General features: G+C 62.1%; 26 protein-coding genes. 13 read left to right on the top strand and 13 right to left on the bottom strand.

Annotation, left to right across the window (positions count from 1 at the left end):
• Positions 1-24 precede the first annotated feature (24 nt).
• A complete protein-coding gene (locus ACZ881_RS14040) occupies positions 25-798 on the bottom strand; it encodes a GntR family transcriptional regulator (protein ID WP_178994412.1) in 774 nt (257 codons plus the stop codon).
• A gap of 134 nt (positions 799-932) precedes the next feature.
• On the opposite strand from ACZ881_RS14040, the gene ACZ881_RS14035 reads away from it, so the two are divergent.
• On the top strand, positions 933-2,405 hold the full coding sequence (locus tag ACZ881_RS14035; RefSeq protein WP_476116326.1) for an MFS transporter: 1,473 nt from the start codon (positions 933-935) through the stop codon (positions 2,403-2,405).
• Positions 2,406-2,502: 97 nt separating this feature from the next.
• A complete protein-coding gene (locus ACZ881_RS14030; protein ID WP_476116325.1) occupies positions 2,503-3,495 on the top strand; it encodes a nucleoside hydrolase in 993 nt (330 codons plus the stop codon).
• An 82-nt stretch (positions 3,496-3,577) separates the two neighbouring features.
• Here the strand turns inward: ACZ881_RS14030 and ACZ881_RS14025 are convergent, their stop codons facing one another.
• The 5 genes from ACZ881_RS14025 to ACZ881_RS14005 all read right to left on the bottom strand — a co-directional run bounded on the left by ACZ881_RS14025 (position 3,578) and on the right by ACZ881_RS14005 (position 8,931).
• Complete coding sequence (locus ACZ881_RS14025; protein ID WP_091467577.1) at positions 3,578-4,330, bottom strand: ArsR/SmtB family transcription factor; 753 nt, start codon at positions 4,328-4,330, stop codon at positions 3,578-3,580.
• Between the two features lie 150 nt (positions 4,331-4,480).
• A complete protein-coding gene (locus ACZ881_RS14020; protein WP_476116323.1) occupies positions 4,481-5,818 on the bottom strand; it encodes an amidohydrolase family protein in 1,338 nt (445 codons plus the stop codon).
• A 364-nt stretch (positions 5,819-6,182) separates the two neighbouring features.
• Positions 6,183-7,955 carry an HNH endonuclease signature motif containing protein gene (locus ACZ881_RS14015; RefSeq protein WP_476116321.1) on the bottom strand — a complete coding sequence of 591 codons (1,773 nt, stop codon included), beginning with the start codon at positions 7,953-7,955 and terminating at the stop codon, positions 6,183-6,185.
• Between the two features lie 53 nt (positions 7,956-8,008).
• Complete coding sequence (locus ACZ881_RS14010) at positions 8,009-8,503, bottom strand: DinB family protein (protein ID WP_476116318.1); 495 nt, start codon at positions 8,501-8,503, stop codon at positions 8,009-8,011.
• Positions 8,500-8,931: a VOC family protein gene (locus tag ACZ881_RS14005; protein ID WP_476116316.1), complete on the bottom strand. Its 432-nt coding sequence runs from the start codon at positions 8,929-8,931 to the stop codon at positions 8,500-8,502. The genes ACZ881_RS14010 and ACZ881_RS14005 overlap by 4 nt, the downstream gene beginning before the upstream one ends.
• 48 nt (positions 8,932-8,979) lie before the next feature.
• On the opposite strand from ACZ881_RS14005, the gene ACZ881_RS14000 reads away from it, so the two are divergent.
• Genes ACZ881_RS14000 through ACZ881_RS13990 form a run of 3 tightly spaced genes read left to right on the top strand, consistent with a single transcriptional unit; the run spans position 8,980 to position 10,887 of the window.
• The gene (locus tag ACZ881_RS14000) at positions 8,980-9,468 is read left to right on the top strand and encodes a hypothetical protein (RefSeq protein ID WP_476116314.1); all 489 of its coding nucleotides are present in this window, start codon (positions 8,980-8,982) and stop codon (positions 9,466-9,468) included.
• 49 nt (positions 9,469-9,517) lie between these two features.
• A complete protein-coding gene (locus ACZ881_RS13995; RefSeq protein WP_062066606.1) occupies positions 9,518-10,207 on the top strand; it encodes a P-loop NTPase family protein in 690 nt (229 codons plus the stop codon).
• 11 nt (positions 10,208-10,218) lie between these two features.
• Positions 10,219-10,887 carry an SDR family NAD(P)-dependent oxidoreductase gene (locus tag ACZ881_RS13990; protein WP_476116312.1) on the top strand — a complete coding sequence of 223 codons (669 nt, stop codon included), beginning with the start codon at positions 10,219-10,221 and terminating at the stop codon, positions 10,885-10,887.
• Between the two features lie 45 nt (positions 10,888-10,932).
• Here the strand turns inward: ACZ881_RS13990 and ACZ881_RS13985 are convergent, their stop codons facing one another.
• A complete protein-coding gene (locus ACZ881_RS13985) occupies positions 10,933-11,433 on the bottom strand; it encodes a GNAT family N-acetyltransferase (RefSeq protein ID WP_476116310.1) in 501 nt (166 codons plus the stop codon).
• Between the two features lie 149 nt (positions 11,434-11,582).
• A complete protein-coding gene (locus tag ACZ881_RS13980) occupies positions 11,583-11,987 on the bottom strand; it encodes a hypothetical protein (RefSeq protein ID WP_476116308.1) in 405 nt (134 codons plus the stop codon).
• A gap of 268 nt (positions 11,988-12,255) precedes the next feature.
• Here ACZ881_RS13980 and ACZ881_RS13975 point away from each other — a divergent pair, with 268 nt between their 5' ends.
• Together ACZ881_RS13975 and ACZ881_RS13970 are read left to right on the top strand one after the other, a co-directional pair.
• Complete coding sequence (locus tag ACZ881_RS13975) at positions 12,256-12,993, top strand: GAF and ANTAR domain-containing protein (protein WP_179019378.1); 738 nt, start codon at positions 12,256-12,258, stop codon at positions 12,991-12,993.
• Positions 12,994-13,050: 57 nt separating this feature from the next.
• On the top strand, positions 13,051-14,415 hold the full coding sequence (locus tag ACZ881_RS13970; RefSeq protein WP_476116305.1) for an MFS transporter: 1,365 nt from the start codon (positions 13,051-13,053) through the stop codon (positions 14,413-14,415).
• 232 nt (positions 14,416-14,647) lie between these two features.
• Here ACZ881_RS13970 and ACZ881_RS13965 read toward each other — a convergent pair whose 3' ends face one another.
• Positions 14,648-15,103, bottom strand: coding sequence for an anthrone oxygenase family protein (locus ACZ881_RS13965; protein WP_476116303.1), 456 nt, complete (start codon positions 15,101-15,103; stop codon positions 14,648-14,650).
• 80 nt (positions 15,104-15,183) lie between these two features.
• Between ACZ881_RS13965 and ACZ881_RS13960 the strand changes: the two genes are divergently transcribed.
• The 4 genes from ACZ881_RS13960 to ACZ881_RS13945 all read left to right on the top strand — a co-directional run bounded on the left by ACZ881_RS13960 (position 15,184) and on the right by ACZ881_RS13945 (position 18,770).
• On the top strand, positions 15,184-16,161 hold the full coding sequence (locus ACZ881_RS13960) for a cupin domain-containing protein (protein WP_476116301.1): 978 nt from the start codon (positions 15,184-15,186) through the stop codon (positions 16,159-16,161).
• 95 nt (positions 16,162-16,256) lie between these two features.
• Positions 16,257-17,252, top strand: a complete 996-nt coding sequence (locus ACZ881_RS13955) for an NADP-dependent oxidoreductase (RefSeq protein ID WP_476116299.1) — start codon at positions 16,257-16,259, stop codon at positions 17,250-17,252.
• Between the two features lie 32 nt (positions 17,253-17,284).
• Complete coding sequence (locus ACZ881_RS13950) at positions 17,285-18,139, top strand: alpha/beta fold hydrolase (RefSeq protein ID WP_476116298.1); 855 nt, start codon at positions 17,285-17,287, stop codon at positions 18,137-18,139.
• 28 nt (positions 18,140-18,167) lie between these two features.
• Positions 18,168-18,770, top strand: a complete 603-nt coding sequence (locus ACZ881_RS13945; protein WP_476116297.1) for a TetR/AcrR family transcriptional regulator — start codon at positions 18,168-18,170, stop codon at positions 18,768-18,770.
• Positions 18,771-18,783: 13 nt separating this feature from the next.
• On the opposite strand, the gene ACZ881_RS13940 is transcribed toward ACZ881_RS13945, so the two are convergent.
• Positions 18,784-19,971, bottom strand: coding sequence for a TerC/Alx family metal homeostasis membrane protein (locus ACZ881_RS13940; protein ID WP_091465915.1), 1,188 nt, complete (start codon positions 19,969-19,971; stop codon positions 18,784-18,786).
• Between the two features lie 185 nt (positions 19,972-20,156).
• On the opposite strand from ACZ881_RS13940, the gene ACZ881_RS13935 reads away from it, so the two are divergent.
• Positions 20,157-20,600 carry a hypothetical protein gene (locus ACZ881_RS13935; RefSeq protein ID WP_476116295.1) on the top strand — a complete coding sequence of 148 codons (444 nt, stop codon included), beginning with the start codon at positions 20,157-20,159 and terminating at the stop codon, positions 20,598-20,600.
• Positions 20,597-20,902: a winged helix-turn-helix domain-containing protein gene (locus ACZ881_RS13930; RefSeq protein WP_476116293.1), complete on the top strand. Its 306-nt coding sequence runs from the start codon at positions 20,597-20,599 to the stop codon at positions 20,900-20,902. The genes ACZ881_RS13935 and ACZ881_RS13930 overlap by 4 nt, the downstream gene beginning before the upstream one ends.
• A gap of 138 nt (positions 20,903-21,040) precedes the next feature.
• On the opposite strand, the gene ACZ881_RS13925 is transcribed toward ACZ881_RS13930, so the two are convergent.
• Genes ACZ881_RS13925 through ACZ881_RS13915 form a run of 3 tightly spaced genes read right to left on the bottom strand, consistent with a single transcriptional unit; the run spans position 21,041 to position 22,692 of the window.
• Positions 21,041-21,679 carry a hypothetical protein gene (locus ACZ881_RS13925; RefSeq protein ID WP_476116291.1) on the bottom strand — a complete coding sequence of 213 codons (639 nt, stop codon included), beginning with the start codon at positions 21,677-21,679 and terminating at the stop codon, positions 21,041-21,043.
• Positions 21,680-22,150: a hypothetical protein gene (locus ACZ881_RS13920; protein ID WP_476116289.1), complete on the bottom strand. Its 471-nt coding sequence runs from the start codon at positions 22,148-22,150 to the stop codon at positions 21,680-21,682.
• Between the two features lie 38 nt (positions 22,151-22,188).
• Positions 22,189-22,692, bottom strand: coding sequence for a MarR family winged helix-turn-helix transcriptional regulator (locus ACZ881_RS13915; RefSeq protein WP_476116288.1), 504 nt, complete (start codon positions 22,690-22,692; stop codon positions 22,189-22,191).
• Between the last annotated feature and the right edge of the window lie 86 nt (positions 22,693-22,778).

Below are 22,778 nucleotides of genomic sequence, written 5' to 3'. Positions count from 1 at the left end.
CGGGATATTAGCGGAGGGGAGATTTCAGGAGGACTGGATGACGGAGAGGTGCCCGGCCTTGGCTGCCACCAGGCATTTGGCGAGATAGAACGGAGAACCATTCCGGCGGACGTATTGGGTGAGGACCAGCACGGGATCGGAGGGGCGGAGGCCCAGCAACTTCGCGCGGCTGGGGCCGGCGGTGCTCAGGCTGATCTGGCATTCGCCGGGGCCAAGGGTCGCGCCGGGCAGCCCGCTGAGGACTTCCAGGAGCGTTGACGCGGAAAGCGTGGGAGCTTCTGCAGCTTCGGCCAGGGCCTCGGCTTCGGGGATTTCCTGGGCGACGTTCTCCTGGAGATGCGCCAGGGGCTCACCGTTCCGGATGAGCACACTTTCCCAGAACCACACGTCCTCGTCAGGCTGGACACCAATGCCTGGCGCCACGAATTCCGACGCCGGTTGCTTGATTGCGGCTACCCGTTTGACCTGGATGTCCTGGTCCGGCCCGCCAAGAAGCTGATCGAACGGTCGAATGTGTTCAATGCCGATGCGGGGGAGCGAATCGGCAACAAACCGGCCAACTCCGCGTCGTGCCCGGGTGAGGCCATCTTCTTCCAGCAACATCAGCGCTTCCCGGATCACGGTACGGCTGACGTCCATCATGCTGCCCAGCTCCGTCTCCGTGGGGAGCAGGGAACCCGGCGGCAGGATTTTGGTCCGGATCGCTTCGGCGATGCGGGAGTAGGCCGCGACGCGCAAAGGCTGCCCGGGTTGGGCGGCGATGGGTCGCGACAGGAACTGGACGGCGTTGTCGGTCAAGGGTGCCTCACTTGAGATGGGTTACGGATACTGTACCGGATGACTGTGATAGGTTGCACAAGCTCGTAATACATGCTTGTATAACAACTCACATCTCGTGGCGCCGCCCGCGCCCTCGGACAAAGGAGTTTGATGTGAACATCCCCAATACCGCGGTTGACCCGCAGTCTGTAGATCCCCAACCTGTTGACCGGCAGTCTCCATCACAGGGGACATCAACTGAAGCAGCCGCAGACGAAGGCCGCTTCCACGGCAAGGCAGCCGCGCTGCTCATCACTACGCTGGTCCTGGCGGTGCTGGCATTCCAGCTCAACGCCAGCATGATCACCCCGGCACTGCCACACATCGGCTCCTTCTTCGGCGAAACGCCCGAAGCCGTGGCCCAAGTGCAGTCGATGTTCTTCCTCGCCGGCGCCATCGCTGGGCCCGTGATCGGCCGCTGGAGCGATTTCATCGGACGCCGTAACGCACTCCTCCTGGTGCTGGCCATCATGGGCGCGGGAACCGTGCTCTGCATCTTCGCACCCACCCTGCCGTTGCTGGTCACCGGCCGCTTCATGCAGGGTGTTTCCAGTGCCATCTTTGCGCTCTCCTACATCGTCCTGAACGAGTACCTGCCTGCCCGACTTTTCGGAACATCCATCGGCATCATCGCTGCCATCAACGGCGGGGTTGGCGGCGTGGATGGCTACTTCGGCGGACTCATGGCTGAGACCCTTGGCTTCCAGTCGATCTTCGTCGCAGTCCTCGTATTGGCCGCGATCGCCGTCGTGTGTGTCATTAAAGTGGTCCCGAGCGGCAAGTCCGCCGTTGCTCCCGGCCGGATGGACTGGTGGGGCGCAGGTTCGCTGTCCGTGTTCCTGGTGTTCATCACCTATTTCGTGTCCACGGGCTCTTCGACGGGTTGGACCTCACCGGCAGCCCTTGGCCTGCTTGCCGGCAGCATCGCGTCCTTCACGGCCTTCTGGCTCATCGAGAAGAAGCGCGAAACCCCTCTTGTGGCCGTTCACCACCTCCGTTCACGTCAGGTGTGGCCCGTCATCGCCACCACCGTGCTGACGCTCGCGGGCATCTTCGCCATCATCAACTTCACTGTGGTGTTGCTGAGCCAGGACAAAGAAAACGGCTTCGGATTGTCCGCTTCGGTCGCTGCCTTGCTGTTCCTCACACCCGCAGCACTCATTGGAGTGTTCGCGGCTCCGCTCGCCGGGTGGATCGCCGACCGCCGCGGCTGGATCAAGACCGTCCGCGTCGGCACCGCAACCAGCCTCGCCTGCGCAATCGTCGCGGCGCTATTCGCCCACAACCAGATAGCAGTGCTCATCGCCATCGCCGCTCTGGGCATCTTCTACAACGGCTTCTTCCTCACTGCCATCAACGGCCTGTCCGTGCTGCTCTCGCCAAAGGAAGCGCCGGCCGCGCTGCCGGGCATCAACGGTGCTTCCTTCGGCATCGGGGCGAGCCTCGGCGTTGTAGTCGTTGCACCGTTCGCAGGCCAGGGCACCGCAGCCGGATACTCGGCGGCCCTCTGGATTTCGGTGTCCATCACCGCGCTTGCCTTCATCGTCAGCCTGTTCATCGCGGCCCCCAAGGGCGAAAAGATCTAACGCACGACGCCGGCACGCGGCTGCGCGTGCAACTCACCGCAGCTTCAGCCCACTCCGCACAACAAGCAGTCCGCTTCACCTGAAACGAGAGACCAAAATGACCCAGCCCGCCCCCTTCTTCCTTGACTGCGATACCGGCATCGACGACGCCCTCGCCTTGGCCTACCTCCTCGCCTCCCCTCGGGCGGACCTCGTGGGCATTGGCACCGTGAGCGGCAACGTCAGTGCGGCAGGCGGGGCACGGAATACCCTGGACCTGCTGAACTTGGCCGGCCACCCGGACATTCCCGTGGCTATCGGCGCCCACGATCCGCAGGTTGGCACTTTTCACGGCGGCGCTCCGCACGTCCACGGTGATAACGGCATCGGCGGGGTAGATCTGGTCCCGTCGGACCGTGAGCCCGTCAAGGCCACGGCCGCGGAGCTGCTGGTTCAATTGGCGCACAAGTATGCGGGGGACCTTCGCCTTGTGGCCATCGGCCCGTTGACCAACATCGCCGAAGCCCTGCGCCTGGAACCGAAACTGCCCGAGCTGATCGCCGAGGTCACCATCATGGGCGGCGCAGCGTTGGCCCCGGGAAACATCACGCCTGTTGCCGAGGCCAACATCGCCAACGATCCTGAGGCTGCCTCCGAAGTCCTGGCCGCCGACTGGAACGTGACGCTGGTGCCGTTGGATGTCACCATGACTAACGTCCTGGAGGAAAACCACCGCCAGGAATTGCTCGCCACCGAGCACCCGGTCTCGCAGGCACTGGGCGAAATGCTTGGTTACTACTTCGGCTTCTACGTCGACATCTTCGGGCGGGCTTGCTCGGCGATGCACGATCCCCTTGCTGCGGCCATCGCTGTCAGGGGTGTTGAACTCGCACTGGCACCGACCGTCCGGGTCCAGGTGGATACCACCGACGGACCTGGCCGCGGCCAGACGGTCTGCGATCTCCGTGGCCAGTACGCGGGATTCCCGGCGCAGCGCGGCGCAAGTTGCCGAGTGGTGCTGGAAATCGGCGAGGACTTCGCGCCACACCTGCTGGGTACCATGCAGGCGGCCTGGCTTACTGAGGCACAAGCGGTGGCACCGGTCGCCTGACTGGCGGAAGACTGAGGTATCGGCGACGACGGCGGCAGCGGCCCGCCGTCGTCGCCCTCTTTAAGCTGTTGTCCTTTAGTGACTACGCGTACATGAGCGAGCCGGGCGTGGTGAGGGTTTCGCCGGTTTCCAGCCAGGTTTTGAGGCCCGAGAGGATCATGGGCCAGCCGCCGTACAGTTGGTCGTTCGCGCCTTCGCGGAGCTGATCGTGCGTCACAGTGAGGTGGCATGAGTCGCCGACGGGCTCGATTTCCCAGGTGATCCGCGACGTTCCCTCGGCCTTCACATCCTCGCCCCAGAGCGCACGCATGGTTTGGACGAGCCGACGTGGGGGATCCACTTCGATGTTTTCGCCCTCGCCGAGTGGCGCGTCCGCCTTGACGTTGTGCATCTCGAAGCGGCTGCCCGGAGTCCAGTCCGAGGTGAAGGTGTTTCCGAACTGGTATTTGCTGCGGATCTCGCTGTTGGTTATGGCTTCCCAGAGCCGCTCCGGGGTGGTCTTGATGTAAATTTCGAAGATCTTTTCCATGGGACTTTCCAATCTGGATTTGAGGTCGCTGAGGGCAGCGGCCCATGGTTCTGCGTATTTGCTCACCCATCGATCGTGGATGAGGCGGATGGGAACCGGATTCAGGAAGTGCAGCTTTTCGCGCCCCCGACGGCGGGTGACCACCAAGCCCGCATCCTCCAACAACTTGAGGTGCTTGGCGATACCGAAGCGGGTCATCTCGAACCGGGCCCCCAAGGCGGAGGCAGACTGACCGTCCTCCCGGAACAGCTCATCCAGCAGTTCCCTGCGGGTCGGGTCTGCCAAGGCCTTGAACACTACGTCCATGGGGTCAGAATAGGTGACCAATTGGTCACATGTCAACGGGTTTCTTTAGCCGCGAGATCGTGGGAACGCTGCGAGATCGCCATTCCTGCCCGTGTGATTCGGCAGCATTCCCACGATCTCGGTTCCCAGCATCGTGGGCGATAGCCGCGACTAGAGGTTCGTCCGGACTACCGCACCTTGGGCGATCACCGTGCTGACCTTCTCCAGTGCGGAGCCATCCGTTAGCGGATCCGAGTCAACAATTACGACGTCGGCCATTGAGCCGCGCACCAGGCGCCCCACGCTTTCGCCGCGTCCCAGCAAACGCGCAGCATTCGTGGTTGCGGCTTGGAGTGCTTCCAAGGGTGTCAGGCCGACTTCGGCCAGCAGCCGTGCTTCCGTTCCGATGGGAGTGACATCCGTTCCGAACGAATCGGTTCCGGCCACAATCGTGACGCCGGCATCCTGGGCTGCCCGGACTGCGGCCTGCAGGATGGGCGTGTATTCCTTACCGCGGGCGGCCAAGATGGGGTTGGTGGAATTGGCCATGCTGGTGATCGCATCCATGGTGGGAGTGAAGAACGTGCCGCGCCGGGCCATGTCCTGGATGGTCTTCTCCGTCATGAAGACGCCGTGTTCGATGCTGCGGACACCGGCCCGAACCGCGCCGTCGATGCCCTCAGCACTGTAGGCGTGGCAGAGGACGCCGGCACCCTTGGCTGCCTTGACGATTGCTCCGATCTGGTCCACGTTGTACACCAACTCCCGGGGGTCCTGCTCCGGAAGGCCTGCCCGTGGGTTGGCCCGCGTCTTGATGACTTCGGCACCGCGCTTGAGGTTGATGCGGGTGAGGTATGCAAGATCTTGGGGCTCTTTGACTCCACCGCTCAGCGTCGCCAGTGGTGCCAGGTCCGGATCGGCCAGCAGGGAGTCGCCCTGATCCGGCGAGATGAACAGGCCCGCCGGAGTCATCCTGGGTGAGAGGCCAGGTGCCCACGATGGCAGGGCGGCCAGGGCAATGTCCTGATAGAAAGTGCTCGAACCGCTACGGACACTGGTGGCCCCGCCTTGCAGCAGGGTGCGGGCGTCGGCCAGCGCGTTGGCGTGGACGTGGGCGTCGACGAGTCCCGGGAGCACCCATTTGCCCGAGGCGTTCAGCACGCGGGCACGCTTCGCGACGGCGGCCACGGCCTTCCGCGTTTCGTCGCGGCTTCCGACGGCGGTGACCTTGCCGCCGTCGAGCACCACCACGCCGTCGGCCACGGCGTCGCCGGTCTTGGGGTCAACCACCGTTCCGCCCTCAATGATCACGGCCTGGGTGTTCAGCGGCTTGCCGGGGTAGTTCGGTCCCGCCTGGCCGTTGTCCGCAAGGGCGGCCGGCGCTGATGCCAACTGTGCGGCGATACCGGCCACGGAGATCCCGGCTAGGGCTGCGGCTCCGGCGAGGATACCGCGGCGGGGCAACTCGCCTTGGGGTTTGGGTGCTGAGGTGTGATCGTGAAGGCACATGGGGACTCCTGAGGAACGAGCTGCGGGACCGCTACTTGACTGCGGATCGCATTTGGTATTCCAGAATGCCTCAGAGGGTGGATGTGACGCAAGCAATATCTGCACTCGACCGTGAGTGTTCGCAGTCTTGGTATGCCAGAACGTCTTTCCGGGAGGGTCGGCGGGGAAGACCGCGGGAACTGAACACGTTAACCACTCATCCGCCTCTGTGGGTCGGTCTGAGCATCACTCGCCCCCATCACCACACGACGGAGAAGCGCGCGCACCTGCGCACTGTGCGCGAAACAGGGCACCATGCTGGCAGCGCCCGGCCCAGTCTGTGGCGGGTTGATGTTCTCTGCGTTCTCTATGTTCTCTGCGTTCTCTATGTTCTCTGTGGTGTGTGGTGGTGGTTTCGCCGGGGTGTTTGCCGGGGATCGATGTGGGGTGGGGGGATGAACCAGGGGACCCCGGATGTCATGTCGATACGCCACTGCTCTTTATGGATGAGGTGGTGGTGGTGGCTGCAGAGCAGGATGCCGTTGTCGGTTCCTGTGGTGCCGCCGTGGGACCAGTAGGTGGTGTGGTGGGCTTCGCACCAGGGTGCGGGCATGGTGCAGTCGGGGAAGGCGCAGCCGCCGTCGCGGGCGGTGATGGCTTTGCGGATGTGGGGTGGGAAGATCCGGGTGGTCCGTCCGATGTCCAGGACGCGGGAGTCGCTGCCGATCAGGACGGGGATGATGTCCGCGTCGCAGGCAATTTTCCGGATGGTGTTCGGGTGGATCGGGCCCAGAAAAGTCGCAGTCCCTGAGCCGAGCTGGTTCCGGGCTGTGGCGTTGTGGCCGGGTTGGTTTCGCTGGTGGTGTGTGAGTTGTTCGAAGAGGTCGCCGTGGTCGATGGTGACCGTGAGTTGGGGTCGGAGGCCGCCGTTGGAGGGCAGCTTGCCGGTGCTCATCGCGACACCGCACGCACCGACGAGGCCGTCGAGGAGTTTCTGCGCCCGGGAGCGACGGTCCAGATCCGGTGCGGATTCGTCGTTGTGGGTGGTGTTCTGGAGTCGGGGGTTGGTGGCGGTGTTCATGACGGTGGTGAGGGTTTCGTATTGCTCGGTGGTGGCGAAGATTTCGAGGTGGTGGAGACCGTGGCGGCGTTTGCGTCGGAGGAATGCGCCTTGGAGCTGGCGGAGTGCTTCTTCGGAGGGCTTGTTGCCGTCTTGATCGATCAGGTCGGTCCAGCGCCGTGCCATTTTGGCCACGAAGTCGGGGTCGGTCTCAATGGCGGTGTTGGTGAGGGCTTGTTCCATCTGGGTGATGGTCTCTTCATCGGCGAGGTGGCGGACTTTGTCCAGGGCGTTACTGATGATCGTCGCGGACCGGGAAGGCACCGAGGCCGATCCGATAGCGTCGGCCAACACTTCGCGTCGGGCCGGGACGTCTTGCCCGGTCATTCCCACTCGGGGCAGCACCTCGGCTGCGAGAGCGAGCCGGCGCCGGGCCTCCCCGATGCCGATCCTCAACCGTGCCCGAAGGAACTCCGCCGCGTTCCGGTACCCATCATCCAAACCGCCAGCCGTCGCAGCCGGGGTTGCTCCCGCCGGGGCAGTACCCGCCGGCTCCGCACCCGCTGAGACAGCGGCTGCGGGAACCGCCGAGGCCCCTGCCGGATCAGTCCAACCTGTACGCCACTCCGGTGCTACCGCCGAGGTCCTGGCCGGTTGGGCTTGCTGCGCTTCGTGTCGGGTACGTTCCACCGCCTGTGCCGCGACAACCTGCAAGTACTCCAATGACCGGGACATCTCTTCGATCCTGTCGGCAAAGCCGGCGGCCTCCTCGAACCCGAAGAGCCGGGCCTCGTCGGCGATGGATTCGCGGAGCGAGCTCAGGGCGTCGTCCGTCTTCGTCATACGAAAACCATGATCCATGGCCACTGGGTTCACGTTTGCGGTCGAGCTAAATCCCGACGACCACGTCAACGACTCCCGGCCACGAGGCAGCTCCCTGGATTGGGGGCGATCCGCGATGGCGCCTGCCGCCGTCGTACTTTTGAACGCTGCCAGTCTCTCTGGCACGCCGAGAGACCTAACGGGGTAGCGTCGTGGGAGCGCCGGAGCGCGGGACAGCCCAACCCGCTGCGCGATGATCGTCCCGATGGCTCCCATACAACAAACATGTCATGGGGCTCCGACATTTTTAGCGGGAAGGACGTACGCGGTTACGTAGTGATCTGCTCGCGCAGGATATCCACGTGCCCGCAGTGCTGCGCGAGCTCCCTCAGCATGTGGAGGTAGACCCATCGGAGGGGGAGCGGCCCGCGTCGGTTCCCCAGCAGCAGATCGTCGAGGCCCAGCTCAGCAACCGCCTGCCGGGACGCCTCGCACGCTTCCTGGTGGGCTGCTTGAATGCTGGCGATGGTGTCGTGCTCGTCCAGGATGAACGACTCGTCAGGTGACGCCGGGATGCCAATCTCTGCGCGGGACCTTCGCGTGATGGCTTCGTCGAACCACACCTTCTCCACGAAAGTCGCGTGCTTCACCAAGCCCAGCAGCGTGGTCCGCGACGGGACCAGCCGCCGTCGTGCTTGTTCTTCCGTGAGCCCATCCAAACTGGCGTTCAGGGCTCTGCGGTGCTCGTCCAGAAAGGTATCGAACTGAATGCGGGCACTCTGGTTGATGACGTCGTCGGCAACAGTCTGCGGGAGTTCGCTCATCCGAAAGCCACCGTGCCGTCGTCGTCGATCTTCCAGCCTGGGTTGTGCGCAATCTCCCAGACGATCCCGTTCGGATCCTTGACGTGGCCGTGGAAGATGCCGCCGAAAGCGCCGGCCTGGGCGGGTTTGATGACCTTGGCGCCTGCGGCCACCAGGGCGTCGATGGTGCTGGACACTTCCTCCGGACTGCCGACATTGTGTGAGAGAGTCACTCCGCTGACGCCCGGTGTAGGCGTTGAGCTGTTGAGGTCCTGATCGAACTTTTCGGCGTCGAACAGGCCGAGCATCAGCCCCGGCGCAATCTGGAAGAAGAGAATCTCGCCGGGAACATCCATGGCCGGATCCCAACCGAGCCCGTCCTTATAGAAGGCGCGCGCGGCGTCGAGGTCCGGCGTGGCGAACGTGAGGAAATGTAGTCGCGGGTCCATGAGGGAAGCCTAGCGGGAAGGCGCGACCGACAGTGCCACAATGAGGGCATGGTGGAACCAGCTCATCCCAAGCGTCGCCGGGCAGCGTCGTGGATTCTTGCGGTAGTGCTGGCTGTGTTCGTCACGATGGGCGCTGTTGGGTGTAGCCCTTCCCTGGGTTCGCCGCCCTGCATGCCTCCCGAATACCAAGTGAACCCTTCGTCTGCCAAACCTGGCGAAGCGGTGACGGTTTCGGCGCCGGATGCGACGTGTAACCCCCGTTATGGCAGCAATGCCCAAATCCGCATTGTGTTCACCGACGCCATGGGAGTTGAGGTCCTCAACACCACTGCGCCCATGACCGACAAAGGTGGGTTCGCCTTCACCACAGAAGTGCCCACTCCCACGGCAGTGGGTGAGGTGGCCGTATACGCCGCGCCGGAGGGAGTCGACTGGTGTGATGACACGGGCAAGAACAACCGCGCCGGTTCCGGCGAGGACGTGCTGGAGATGGCCTCCTGCGCGAAGCCCATGAAGCCACTCACCATCACAAAGTAGCCAACGGCCAGTCCTGCGAGACCTGGTCCCAGCGTGGGAGGATGGAGCAGTGGAACCCCTCTTCGACTTCCTTGGCAGTTACTGGTGGCTTATTTTCCCTATCGGCGGGATGGCTGGTGGTTGGGCAAGTCAGTGGTCCAAGGCCAGTGCGGAGCGGCACCGGCGCAAAGTGGAGTTGTTGAAGTTGAAGAACCAACTCGCGGTGCACGAGGAAGCCAACCAGGCCGAGGTCGTCTCGCTGATTGCTGCGCACGATTCCGTGAACCACAGGTGGCTTGAGTACGAGCTCGACGTAGGAAACCTCATCGACTTCCCGCTCATGACGGACGTCCGCGAACCGCTGACGGTCGCCTTCCTGCGGGCCAAGAAAGAGGCCGACGGCTTACGTCCCGCCACCCCTGAAGAAATTTCGACGCCGGCCCGGCTGGCTGAGTATCGGGCGGCTGTCCACAGCTATGAACTCGCTTTCGACGTTGCCGAACGGGAAGCAAGGCGTATCAAGGACGGCAACTTCAGCGGTCCCGAACGCCAGCGGCTGGCAACGGCCAGGAAACTGCTGCGCATCGCCGAGGACACCGCCGCCACCCCCGCCGAACGTCAAACGGCCTATAAACGTGCCCGTAAGGAACTCGATGGCCTGATCGTCCTTCCGGAGGCGACCGTCGCCGCACTCGAGAGCAAGATCATCAGCATGCTGGACACCCGCAAGGACCCGGACACAGACGCGCGGCTCGCTTGAGGCCGCGGCGTGTGGTCATTACTGGTGCTGGCCGCGGGCTGGGTGAGTCGTTGGTGGACGAATTCTCCGATGCCGGTTGGGCGGTTGTCGCGCTCACTCGAGCACCAGCCACCTCGGCTGAACGGCAGCACGTCACGGCAGTGACTCACGACATTCGGGATGAGCCCACCGTCGAGTTGATGTCAGCCATCGGAAACGGGCCCGTTGACGTGCTCATCAACAATGCTGCCCAAGGAGCTCCGCACGCAGGGCTGGGTGACATCGCAACGGCAGGTGTCATGAACGCCGTCAATGTTAACGTCGCCGGCCCTTTGCGTCTGGTGCAGGCACTTTTGCCTCAGCTGTTGGCTGCGCCGGATCCGGTGATCATCAACGTCACGTCCCGCTTGGGCTCTGTGGCGGCGCAGGCACGGGGTGACTACTCGGATCTCTCAACAAGCTACGCCTACAAAATCTCTAAGGCCGCACAAAACATGTTGACTATCGCCCTCGCTCAAGATCTCGCCGGGCGGGTTCGATGCTGGGCGGTTCACCCGGGCAAACTGGCCACCGGGATGGGTCAGGCCGACGCCTCCAAGGATCCGCGGGTGGCGGCACATGAGCTGAGGGAACTGGTCGATTCGCCAGACCGTACCTCGCCACGGTTCGTTTCACTGGGATCGGCCGACCTGGCCTGGTAGCGGCAAACCCTAACGCGCCTGACGGTACGCCTGACGGGACGTGAGCTAGCTCAACTCCACGCCCATCACGGTCCGTACCATCGCCCCGCCCAGGTCGTCCTCGAGCTGCCGCATTCCCAGCCTCTCGGCCACCCGACGCGAGGCTACGTTGTCCGGGTGGATGATCGCCACCAGGCGACTAACCCTAAGAACATCCCGCGCAAGTTCCAGGCAGGCCAAAGCCGCCTCCGTTGCATACCCCCGCCCCTGAAGGTCCCGGCGAACGTGGTAACCGACTTCGAGTTCGGATCGCCCGTTCACCGACTGCCACGTCAGCCCGCAGTCGCCCACGAACCCGCCGTCGTGCGTTGCGACGATCCACAACCCAAAACCGTCGCGAGCGTAATTCGTCTGGTTCCACTCGATCCAAGCCAGTGCTTCGCTCCGCGTTTTGGGCGCTGGGTAGTACGTCATCACTGCGGGATCACCCAGCATGGAACTCATCGCTTCAACGTCAGCGGGAGTCATCTCGCGAAAGCGGAGGCGGGCTGTCGGGTGGGGGAGCATCCTCGAAGCCTAACTGCAGCAGGGCCGTGCCTTCCTCACCTTCTTTGAAGTCGGCAGGGCCCTAAAACAACTGTAATCGGCTGAATTGGAGCCCCGAGGAACCCAAAGTGGGTGGTGACGGCACGCCGTCTCTAGGCGCAAGCCTTCGCTTAGCCCCGGCCCATGCTGGTCGAGGGGTCGCCGCCACCTTCTGAGGGGTCGGCGCGTAGGTCATCCGGGTCACCGCTGGGCAGACCGGCCGGGCCTGACACGTCGCCTGAGCCGGCAGAAGCGTCAGCGTCCGCCTGGCCGTCCCGGTGAGTACCGCCGTCGTGCGCGCCGGCGTCGCGGTGCCTTGGCGCATCGCCTGTCGCGGTGCGGCTCCGCTGGGTGTCATTCGGAGAGAGGTCCTCATCCATGGCGTTGGAGCCTTCGCTGATGGAGGAGTGAACCTGGATGTCGTCGTCTTTTTCGCCGGGTTCGGGGACGCGCCCGTCGTTGACGGGATCGGAGGTGCCGGCCAGGTCTTCCATCGCGTTTTCGGTGGCCTTGCGGATGCTGTCTTCAACGCCCATGAGATGACTCCTTTGCACGAATAGTCCGTATCACGGATCTCGGTTTGCATTAGTAAGCCTACTTACTTCCGCGAGCATATGAAACCCTTCCCTAGGTTGACAAACGCCTCTCCGTTACTCATGTATCCGCAGGTCAAGACCGGTTGGGGCTGCACTTTGTACCGGTGATCGTTGGACGATAAGGTATTGCCAGACCGTTTTGCAGAGGGCGGCCCTTATCGCTCCTTTGCTGTCTGCTGGGGACGCATTTCAGTCAGTAGGAACGTGCATGGTCAACCCCCGCCCTGAGCAGGAAGCTCTCCAGAATGGATACTTTTTGGATCTAGTCCTGGGCAGCGAAGACGTCGAAGCTTTTCTCGGCGAGCTCGCGGCTTTCTCCGCCGAAAGCCTCTCGCACCCGGAGGCGCCCGTCTTCTGTGGCATCACCGTATTGCGTCGTAAGAAGTCGGCCACCGCGGCCAGCAGCGATGATCGCGCCAGAGCAATGGATGAGCTTCAGAACGACTTTGATGGCCCTTGTCTCACGGCCATGGACAAGCTGACGCCGGTGATGGTGCCGGACCTTCTTCGGGAACATCGGTGGCCAGGGTATGTGAAGGCCGCGTCGCACCAAGGCCTGCGATCCATCCTCAGCGTCCCGCTCTTGGTGGAAGGTGATACCCGTGCCGCGTTGAACCTGTACTCGGAGCAGCCGGACGCGTTCAGCGGTGACGACGTAGAGCGGGCCGAAGTTTTCGCCTCCCACGCCTCAAAGTCGTTGCGCCTCGCCCTGAAGATTGCACAACTCAGCGATGCTCGTAATGATCTCGCAGCGGCCATGCAGTCCCGCACGGTGATCGATCTTGCGGTCGGGGCCATCATGGCTCAGAACCATTGCAGTCAGGACGAGGCCTTCACCATCCTTCGCACCGCGTCCAGCAACCGCAACATCAAGCTGCGGCATTTGGCGAAGTCCATCATCTCCGCTGTCTCATCAGGGAAGATCACCACGCATTTCGAGGAGTAAGTCCGCCCACCGAACCTGTTTCGTGACCCGAGGCAACCATGGAGCAGACTTAGACGGGTGACCGCCAACAAACCCCGCCCCGGCCTTGCGATCGCCGCGCTAAGCCTCGGGACGGCGCTGAATCCGCTGAACTCGTCCATGATCGCCGTGGCGCTGGTGGTCTTGCGGGAGCATTTCGAGCTCGACGTCGCCACAGTGACTTGGGTGATCACCTCGTTCTATCTCGCGTCGGCCGCGGGCCAGCCGCTCATGGGCCGGCTCGCCGACCGCTTCGGTCCGCGCCGCCTATTCATGTTCGGCATGGCATTGGTGGCGGTCACGTGCGCAGTCGCACCGTTCCTGCCCAACTTCGCGTTGGTCTGCGTGGCCCGCGCGCTCATGGCTGTAGGGACCGCGACGGCGTACCCGTCCGCCGTCGTGATGGTTACCGAGTTGAGCCGGCTAATGAACCTGCCGTCCACGCGGCCATTGGGCCGGATCCAGATGGCGAACACGTCGGCCGCGGCTGTGGGCCCTGTGGTGGGCGGGCTTTTGGTGAGTTTGGTGGGGTGGCAGGCGCTGTTCGCGATCAATGTGCCCATCGCTTTGTTGGCGATGATCGTGGTGTACAAGGTGGCCCCGGTGGATTCCGGACGCGAGACCGGCAAGCTTGGGCAACTGATCCGCGATTCCGACATCCCCGGCATCCTCGCGTTCGTCACCTCGCTGATGCTGGCCATGATGGCGCTGCTCAACGTGATGCCCGGCTACCGCTGGTACCTGCTGGGCGCCGCTACGGTGATCGGCGCGCTGTTCGCCTGGCGCGAGCTGCGTTTCCAACCGCCGTTCCTGGACCTCCGTTTGCTGGGCCGGAACCGGCCGTTGCTGCTGGTCTACTTACTGTTTGTGGTGTTCAGCGGCGTCTACTACTTTGCGTTTTTCGGACTTCCGCAATTGCTGCAGGAGGCGGGAAACTACGACGCCGGTGTGGTGGGCCTGCTGATGCTGCCACTTGCGGCGTTGTCGGTTGTGGTGACGCCACTGACCGTGCGGTTCATTGAGCGCTTCGGCGTCCGTTCCGTACTGATCACCGGGGTGTTGATCCTGACGATCGCGACCGGCGCACTCGGGTTCCTGACCATGACTTTGTGGGCGCCGCTGGTGTTCGTCCTGACTGCCTTGATGGGCGTGCCGTATGGGGTGGTCAGCACGGCGTCGAACCAAGGCCTTTACGTTTCCGCCCGCCCCGGAGAGAGGGGAGTGGCCTCCGGGATCTTCCAGACCTGCCGCTACCTCGGGGCCATCACTGCCACTGTGTTGATCGGCGTGCTCTATGGCCCGGGTGTGAACCAAGCGAACTGGGGGATCATGGTGCTGGTGATGCTTGGCCTCAGTGCTGTGGTGCTGGTGCTGGCCGTAATGTGGCGGAAGCCCGCGGTTTAGGCCCCACAACTGCTGGGTGGGGCGTTGTGAGGCCCGATGTGCAGGGTATTTCGGTGTTGAGGGGCGCAGAGTAGGCCCCGCAACTGCTGGGTGGGGCGTTGTGAGGCCCGGTGTGCAGGGTATTTCGGTGTTGAAGGGCGCAGAGTAGGCCCCACAACTCCTGGGTGGGGCGTTGTGAGGCCCGGTGTGCAGGGTATTTCGGTGTTGAAGGGCGCAGAGTAGGCCCCGCAACTCACGGGTTCAGCGGGACCAGGAGTCCCGCCGCACCGGCAATGGAGAGTGCTGCGCGTGCGTGATTAGCCGGCACCCAGCCTCGCAGGAACCGGCTCCAATCCTGGCCGCCAACCTGCGCCAGCCGGTTGTTGAGCGGCACATTGACTGCCATGGTTGAGACGAACCCAGCCAGGCAAGCGACGGCTCCTGCCACCCGCAGCGGGGGTTGGCTCCCCGGATCCACGACGGCGGTAATCACCACAGCAGCTGAGGCGGCGGCCGAGCCGATGAACAAGATCATGAACGGCGGGGTCACCGCCTTCCGGTTGATGGAGTTCATGGCGGTGACGGCTTCGCTTGCTGGTCGGCCCCGAAGGGCGGGCATCACGAGTGTGGAGAAGGCGAAGTAGAAGCCGCCAACCAGTGCCGAACCAGTTCCTGCCGCCACGGGTAGCCATGTGCTGAGAGTTGTCATGAGTCCAGTCTGCGCATTCGGTTCTGGACTCTGAATAGGTAGGGCTCTCTTTTTCATACGTGAGCGTCTATGCTGACCGCATGGACCCGTTATCGCAGTTCCTCACAGGACCTCGCGCACAGGCTGCGTTCGCCTTGCGCGTGGTCATGGACCCTCCGTTCGCCATCGACGTTCAGGACCAGGCCGCCCTCACCGTTATTGTGGCCGTTCGTGGGCAAGCTTGGATCGCCGCGGAAGGCGCTGTCCCGGAACTCATGATTCAAGGCCAGGCGGCCACTGTCCGCGGGCCGGGCCCTTATGTTGTGAGCGATGCACCCGGCAGGCGAGCCACCGTCGTGATCGGGGAAGATCAGTCCTGCCGCACTCCCGAAGGCGAGCATCTGGAGCTCACGTTTTCTCAAGGCGTGCGGACCTGGGGGAACAGCCCCGACGGGGAGACGGTGCTGCTGATCGGCACGTATCAATCGAAGGCTGCAGCCGGCCAACTGGCCATGGCGGCGCTGCCCGCTGTGGCTGTCGTCGCGGAAGATGACCTCGACGCCGGCCTGCTGGCCATGCTGGAACGCGAACTCACACACCAAGGCTTGGGGCAGGAAGGCGCGCTGGACAGGCTCTTGGATCTTCTCCTGCTGCAGCTCGTTCGCGCCAGCGTCCACCGTGCGGGGCCGGACAATCCAAGCTGGGCAACCGGAACCCGCGATCCGATGGTTGCCCGGGCGCTCGCGCTCCTGCACCAGGATCCGGCGGCGCCATGGACCGTCGCCGCATTGGCGCACAGCTGCCACGTCTCAAGGGCGACCATGGCCGCCCGCTTCCGTACCGCCGTCGGGCAGTCACCCATGGCGTACCTCAGCACGTGGCGACTGACGCTGGCTGCCGACAGATTGGTTTCGAGCGATGTGACGACGGCGGTGATCGCCGAAGAGCTTGGCTACAGCAACGCCTTCACGTTCAGCGCTGCGTTCTCTCGCGAGTATGGCGTCAGCCCGAGTGGCTACCGACGATCTGCATCCATCTCAACGGGCGCGGGTGCGGGCCTGAGGACCGCCAAGGAGTAGGTGGTCGAAAGCAACGAGCGGGGCTTTCCCTTGACTAAATAATTGAGTGTGCTCATAATTGAGTTAAGTCAGTAATCAGTCAAGGGAGAGTTTCAGTGAAAGCCTTCGTCCTTACTCAGTACAAAGAACCGTTGCAGCAGATCGACGTACCTGAGCCCGTGCTCGGTGACCATGACGTATTGGTCGAAGTGAAAGCTGCCGGCCTGAACCAGCTCGACGAGAAGATCAGACTCGGGGAGTTCAAGCAGATCCTCCCTTACAAATTGCCGCAGGTTCTTGGCCACGATGTCGCAGGCGTGGTTCTGCGGGTCGGGGCGAAGGTTCGGTCCTTCAATCCGGGCGACGAGGTGTTTGCCCGTCCCGGAAATGACAGCATTGGGACGTTCGCGGAGCGCATCGCAGTCGCCGAGGGAGACCTGGCCATCAAGCCGGCCAGCATCAGCATGGACGAGGCCGGATCGCTTCCGCTGGTGGCCTTGACCGCCTGGCAGGCGCTGGTGGAGCGGGGATCGGTGCGCCCCGGCCAGAAGGTGCTCATCCATGCGGGTGCCGGGGGAGTGGGCTCCATCGCTATACAGCTCGCCAAATACCTCGGGGCCACGGTAGCTACTACGGTCAGTGCCGGGAACAAGGACTTTGTTCGGGAACTCGGCGCGGATGTGGTGATCGACTACCGGACCGAGGACTTCGCGAAGATCCTTCACGACTACGACCTTGTCCTGGACAGCCTCGGTGGCGAGAACCAGGAGCGCTCGCTGACAGTCCTGAAGCCTGGAGGGAAAGTTATCGGCATCGCTGGGCCTCCAGACGCCGGCTTCGCCCGCCAGTTGGGTGCGAACGCACTTTTGCGTGGTGTCATGACCCTGCTCAGTTCGGGTCTGCGACGCAAAGCCAAGCGCCTCGGCGTCACCTACGAGTTCCTCTTCATGCAGGCCAACGGCCAGCAGTTGCGGGAGATCGCGGCACTCATCGACGCCGGAGACATCAAGCCAGTAGTGGGACGAGTGATTCCGTTCGATCAGACCTCCGATGTCCTGGCAGCACTTGAAAAGGGCGGCGTCCGTGGCAAGACCGTCGTCAGCCGTATCTAGCCACAACCATCCGAAACGTCAGGACGAAAACCATGAGCAGTGAACAGCACAATCAGAGCAGTTACTTCCAGACGCCCTCGAAAACAGTGACAGCTGACGGCGTCAGCTACGCGTACCGCGAATTGGGGCCCAAGGGCGGTGTCCCGGTGGTTTTCCTCATTCACCTTGCCGGGAACATGGACAATTGGGACCCGCGCATCATCGATCCCATCGCCGAAAAACATCACGTGATTACCTTCAGTAACCGCGGTGTGGGGGCGTCAACTGGCAGTGTTCCGGACAGCATTGAAGGCATGGCGGACGACGCTGCCACCTTTATCAAAGCCCTTGGTTATCCGAAAGTGGATCTCTTCGGCTTCTCGCTTGGCGGCATGATCGCCCAGTCGCTGGTGGTCAAGCATCCCGGGCTGGTCCGCAAGCTGGTGCTCGCCGGCACGGGTCCTGCGGGTGGAGAAGGAATCCAGAAGATCATCGGAACCACGTACTACGACGTACTCCGGGGTACTTTGACCCGGCAGGATCCTAAGGAATTCCTGTTCTTCAACCGCAGCTCTGCAGGCAAACTTGCTGCGCGGGCTTTCATCGAGCGACTGAAAGAGCGCACCACCAACCGCGAGGCACCCGTCAAGCTCCAGGCGTTCCAGACGCAACTGAAGGCCATCCGCAGGTGGGGACTGTCGCCGTCGGCCGATCTGGGCGTCATCACCCAACCGACGCTGATCGCCAACGGTGACAACGACCGCATGGTGCCCTCGGTTCTTTCGAGCAACATGCATCGGAGGATTCCCGGCAGCGAGCTGGTCATTTACCCCGACTCCGGGCACGGTGGCATCTTCCAGTTCCATGACAGGTTTGTCCCTGTAGCCCTCGAATTCCTGGGCCGCTGATCTGCCGGACCGCTGATACGGTAGCTGAATGCAGCCTGCGCCCCAGACACTTGGCCGACGTGAGCGGAATAAGCAGGAAAAGCTTGACCGCATCACCGCGGCCGCACGCGAACTTTTCACCCAATTCGGAGTAGACGAGGTCACCACCCAGCAGGTGGCTGAGAAGGCCGACGTCGGATCGGGAACCTTGTTCTTGTATGCCAAGACCAAGGCGGAGCTACTTCTCTTGGTGCACAACGTGAAATACGCCCAAGCCCTCGACGCGGGAATCGAAGCCGCCTCCACGGAAAAATCGGTGCTCGACGCCGTGATGGCCATCATTCGCCCGATCATTGAGTGCAACCGCGTTCAGATCGAAAACGGCCGCACTTACCTGAGGGAAATCGTCTTCGGCGATCCTTCCGAACCGCACCATGCAGAGGCGTTGTCTCTCACCATCCGTACTGAAGCTGCCATTGCCGGGATTTTTTCCCGGGATGAGCGGCTGCTTGCCCGTGATGCGGAGAAGCTGGCAAGGATCGTCACGTCGATCATGTTCATCAGCATGACGTCATCAGCCAACATCGGACACACGGACGCCCAGGTTGGCGACGAGGTCCGGGATCAGATCAGCGTGCTCCTGGGCGCCTGACTTTGAGTGGGCTTTAGCGGTTGAGGAACGCCTCGTGCTGGCGGTGCGCTTCGGCCACCTGCTCGCGGATCTGCTCCACGTCCTTGGCCTTGTTCCTGTACTTCAGCGGCATCTGCACGATCTGGGCTTCTTCCGCAGTCAGGGCCCGGTAGATGCGCTCGCGCTCGTTGGCATCGGCCGTGTAGTCGAGGTCGAGGTAGTTGACGGCGTGACGGCGGGCGTTGTTGATGGCAGTCTGGGCCTTGCCGGCCGGGCTGAGGAGCGAGAGCACCACGGTAATGATCAGGGTGCCGATGATGACGCTGAGGGAGAGGCCGGTGGTGATTTCTATGACGTTGACGTGCTCGCCGTCGTTGATGAACGGCAGGTTGTTCTCGTGCAGGGCGTGCAGGATCAGCTTGACGCCGATGAACGCAAGGATGGCCGCCAAGCCATAGGAGAGATAGATGAGGCGGTCCAGCAGTCCGTCAATCAGGAAGTACAGCTGGCGCAGGCCCATCAGTGAGAAGGCCGTGGCGGTGAACACGATGAAGACGTTCTGAGTGAGGCCGAAGATTGCCGGGATGGAGTCAAGGGCGAAGAGGATGTCCGTTCCACCGATGGCTACCATTACCAGCAGCATGGGAGTCAGGGCCCTCTTACCGTTGACCATGGTGAAGAGCTTGTCGCCGTCGTACTTGTCCGTGGTGTGGAAGAACTTCTTGGCCAACCGAATGATGAAGTTGTTGGCCTGGTTATCGCCGTGGTCGCCCGGCTTGAGGAGGTTGCCGGCTGTCAGCAGCAGGATCAGGCCGAAGATGTAGAACACCCAGGCGAACGAGTTGATCAGCGCGGCGCCCAGGAAGATAAAGCCTGTCCGGGCGATCAGCGAGAAGACGATGCCGAAGAGCAGGACCTTCTGCTGATCCTCACGAGGGACCCGGAAGCTCGCCATGATGATCAGGAACACGAAGAGGTTGTCTACCGAGAGGGCCTTCTCCGTGATGTAGCCGGCGAAGTACTCGGACCCCATTTGGCCGCCGCCGAAGATCAGCACCAAGATGCCGAAGACCACTGCCAAGCCCACGTAGATGCCGGACCACACGGCCGCTTCCTTCAAGGTGGGGACGTGTGCCTTCCGGATGTGGAAGAAGTAGTCGAAGGCGAGCAGCGCCAGAATAACGACGATGGTGATGCCCCAAATGAGGGGAGAGACAGTCATATGATCCTGCTTTCGTGAGGTGCGGCGTGGTACTCACCGAGGGTCAGAACTTCTGGGCTCAAATTTACCGGCTTCGTTGCGGCGGGTGCTAACTGGATGACACTGCGCTGGACAGGAAAGTACTTGACAATTTGGAAAGTACTTTCCTAAAGTCAGGTCATTGGAAGCGACAATTTGGGGGAATCATGAACGAGAACACAGGCAGCGTGTCAGCAGCTGAAGCGCGCGAACTTCTGGCTAAGGCGGATTCGCTGGGCGCAACATCAATCAACGCTGCAGCTTGGCCGGTCGCCGTCACTTTCACGAGCCTCGCAATCATGGGCTCTCTGCTGATGATCGGTATGCACATCGTTGCCCACACCGGATACGGGGCGGCCCTTCTGGCCTGTTCAGTGGGCGCCTGGGGTGCGATCATAGCGTGCATCTGGCCCATGTTCCAAAGGTCAACGAAAGCTGGCTTCACCAAACGCTTCCTCACATCCCTCATCGCCTACTTCGCCCTGTACGTTGTGGCGCTTGTCGGCGGTGCGTACTTCTTCCCGGACGGTGGTCTCTGGTTCTACATCCCGGCCGCTATCGCCCTGGCTGCCATCGGCCTTACCGCCGCCTTCCGTGAGCTGCGCGCATGAGCACACCCCCAGAACACCCGCGGCACAAGCTCAACGAGCTCATCCACTCGCCAGTCCGTTTCTCCATCATGGCGGCCCTCTCCAGGGCTGAGTCGTTGGACTTCAAAGACCTGCGAGATGCCATCCAGGTGAGCGACTCCGTGTTGAGCAAACAGCTCTCAATTCTGGAGAAGGCCGAGTTCGTGAAGATCAAGAAGAGCTTCGCCGGCAAGATGCCTCGGACGTCGGCTAGCCTGACGGCTGCCGGCCGGGATGTATGGGCGGCGCACTTGCAGACGCTGCGGGAGATTGCTGGCGGTTAGGTCCTCCGGACCGGCTCAGCGTTGCATTCTGGGGTTGGGCGGATTCGAATACTGGGTCTGCAAGCCCCGGCTCGTGAGACCGCCACCAGGCATGGAAACCAGCGATAGGAATGCAGGCCATCCGACTGTTCAGAGTACTTAGCCCCCGAAAAGTTTACGGCCGATCTTTGCGAATACACCTGACTCGAACGAAGCCTCGATGACAACCGATTCGGCAGTTAGATCAGTGCCAAGATCTGACACAGGCCGCCGCTTGTTCTTCCAGTCGACTGACTTGAACTCGGGATTGTAGATGGGGGGTTGCAGTCCCGATTCCTTGAAGATAGCCCACATCCACGGCGGAATCCTGTCAGGACTGCGAGGAAAGGCGGCTAATTCAACTATGTATTCTTTGGCTTCGAGTCCCACCTCAAATTGATGAGTCGGTGCCGTTGCATTGTCATCAAAGAATTTGATTCGCCCAAGCGCATCCTTATATAGCCGGATCTCCAACTTCATCCATGTGCCAACGCCCGGTACATAAGAGCGCCTCTTCAGTTCCTCTGCCCAACTATCCAAGGCATTTTCGGAGAAGGAGATATGTACAGACGGCCCACCAGGTAAGGGCTGGGGAAAAGTTTGATATCTGTGGAACGTTGTTCCTCTAATCGTCAATTCAATACGTACTTCCTGGTGTTCCAACAAGACGCCAGAGTCCAAGGCCTCCCGCTGAAGACGGCGGAGGCCCTCTTGGATAAAGTCTGCCTGATCCAGCATGTCCAGTTCGTCACCATTCATCTATGTAGTCGTTAAGATTATTGAACTTGTGAACGGAGTGGTTCTCATTTCCCTCCATCCCCATACGTCGGCGTCATAAGCGTCGTCTAGTTCAACCAGACCTTGGGCGAGCGGGTGTCCTTCATGCCGAACCACGGTGTGCGCCCAAGCCGCAAGCTCGCGTATTTGAAGTGTTCCTTGAATGACTCGGCGGGCATGAAAGTGGGCTGCTAGTAGCTGAGCGTCGTCTGGCGTCATGCTTGCAGTCGCCAGACCTTGCTCCCGAAGAGCTTCTTCAATGAGAGCTCCGAGGTGGAACACGTTGATCTTCACGGATGCTCCAGCGAGTTCACGGAGCGTTTCGCTGTCATGACCCTCTAGGAGGGCATTCGTTGCAGCGGTAACCCCGACCTCTGCTGCATCCTGTTTCATAAGCCATAGAGCGCGCGCCGCAAGAAGCTCCATGATCGCTGACGTTAGCTCTGAGGTCACGCGTTCAGCATAGTCATGCCCGGGCGGCTGCTCTGTGCTTAGGAGGGTTCGCCGTCGTTGTTTGTTAGTAGGAACTTGCGCAAGAGGTTAGCGAGTTGCACTCGCTCGGTTTTGGACAGCCCTTCGAGCATCTTGTGCTGGTTCTCCACGTGGTGGTCTACCACTTCATCCACCAAGGCGAGTCCCTTAGGGGTGAGGCTGATCAGCAGTTGCCGGCGGTTGTCCGGGTTGGTCTCACGATGAACCAGCCCCCGGTTTACGAGTCGGTCCACGCGGTTGGTCATGGCTGCGGAACCGATCATGGTCAGGCTGGCCAATCGTCCGGGAGTCAGCGGCGCTTCTGGTGCCGAGCGCCGGAGCGTTGCCAGCACGTCGAACTCCCACGGCTCCAGGCCGAACTGGCTCATGAACTTCTGCACGTCCAGTGAGGCCAGGCGGCTGGCCCTGTTCAGCCGGCCCAGAACGCCCATCGAACTGACGTCCAGGTCGGGGCGTTCCTTGTTCCATTGCTCAAGAATCGTGTCTACTGCGTCGCGGTCCATCGTCCCTCCAAGCTTGACCTCAAACAGTACACCACCTACATTGTATTACATCAAATAGTTCGACATCAAAATATATGAAAGTGGAC

It is taken from the genome of Paenarthrobacter sp. TE3676, assembly GCF_056279165.1.
This window is presented reverse-complemented; position numbering and strand designations above follow the sequence as displayed.

Coding starts and splice junctions, on each gene's coding strand:
- ACZ881_RS14030 (WP_476116325.1), top strand. CDS start 2,503: ATGACCCAGCCCGCCCCCTTCTTCCTTGACTGCGATACCGGCATCGAC.
- ACZ881_RS14025 (WP_091467577.1), bottom strand. CDS start 4,330: ATGGACGTAGTGTTCAAGGCCTTGGCAGACCCGACCCGCAGGGAACTG.
- ACZ881_RS14020 (WP_476116323.1), bottom strand. CDS start 5,818: ATGTGCCTTCACGATCACACCTCAGCACCCAAACCCCAAGGCGAGTTG.
- ACZ881_RS14015 (WP_476116321.1), bottom strand. CDS start 7,955: ATGGGAGCCATCGGGACGATCATCGCGCAGCGGGTTGGGCTGTCCCGC.
- ACZ881_RS14010 (WP_476116318.1), bottom strand. CDS start 8,503: ATGAGCGAACTCCCGCAGACTGTTGCCGACGACGTCATCAACCAGAGT.
- ACZ881_RS14005 (WP_476116316.1), bottom strand. CDS start 8,931: ATGGACCCGCGACTACATTTCCTCACGTTCGCCACGCCGGACCTCGAC.
- ACZ881_RS14000 (WP_476116314.1), top strand. CDS start 8,980: ATGGTGGAACCAGCTCATCCCAAGCGTCGCCGGGCAGCGTCGTGGATT.
- ACZ881_RS13985 (WP_476116310.1), bottom strand. CDS start 11,433: ATGCTCCCCCACCCGACAGCCCGCCTCCGCTTTCGCGAGATGACTCCC.
- ACZ881_RS13980 (WP_476116308.1), bottom strand. CDS start 11,987: ATGGGCGTTGAAGACAGCATCCGCAAGGCCACCGAAAACGCGATGGAA.
- ACZ881_RS13975 (WP_179019378.1), top strand. CDS start 12,256: ATGGTCAACCCCCGCCCTGAGCAGGAAGCTCTCCAGAATGGATACTTT.
- ACZ881_RS13965 (WP_476116303.1), bottom strand. CDS start 15,103: ATGACAACTCTCAGCACATGGCTACCCGTGGCGGCAGGAACTGGTTCG.
- ACZ881_RS13960 (WP_476116301.1), top strand. CDS start 15,184: ATGGACCCGTTATCGCAGTTCCTCACAGGACCTCGCGCACAGGCTGCG.
- ACZ881_RS13950 (WP_476116298.1), top strand. CDS start 17,285: ATGAGCAGTGAACAGCACAATCAGAGCAGTTACTTCCAGACGCCCTCG.
- ACZ881_RS13945 (WP_476116297.1), top strand. CDS start 18,168: ATGCAGCCTGCGCCCCAGACACTTGGCCGACGTGAGCGGAATAAGCAG.
- ACZ881_RS13940 (WP_091465915.1), bottom strand. CDS start 19,971: ATGACTGTCTCTCCCCTCATTTGGGGCATCACCATCGTCGTTATTCTG.
- ACZ881_RS13935 (WP_476116295.1), top strand. CDS start 20,157: ATGAACGAGAACACAGGCAGCGTGTCAGCAGCTGAAGCGCGCGAACTT.
- ACZ881_RS13930 (WP_476116293.1), top strand. CDS start 20,597: ATGAGCACACCCCCAGAACACCCGCGGCACAAGCTCAACGAGCTCATC.
- ACZ881_RS13925 (WP_476116291.1), bottom strand. CDS start 21,679: ATGAATGGTGACGAACTGGACATGCTGGATCAGGCAGACTTTATCCAA.
- ACZ881_RS13915 (WP_476116288.1), bottom strand. CDS start 22,692: ATGGACCGCGACGCAGTAGACACGATTCTTGAGCAATGGAACAAGGAA.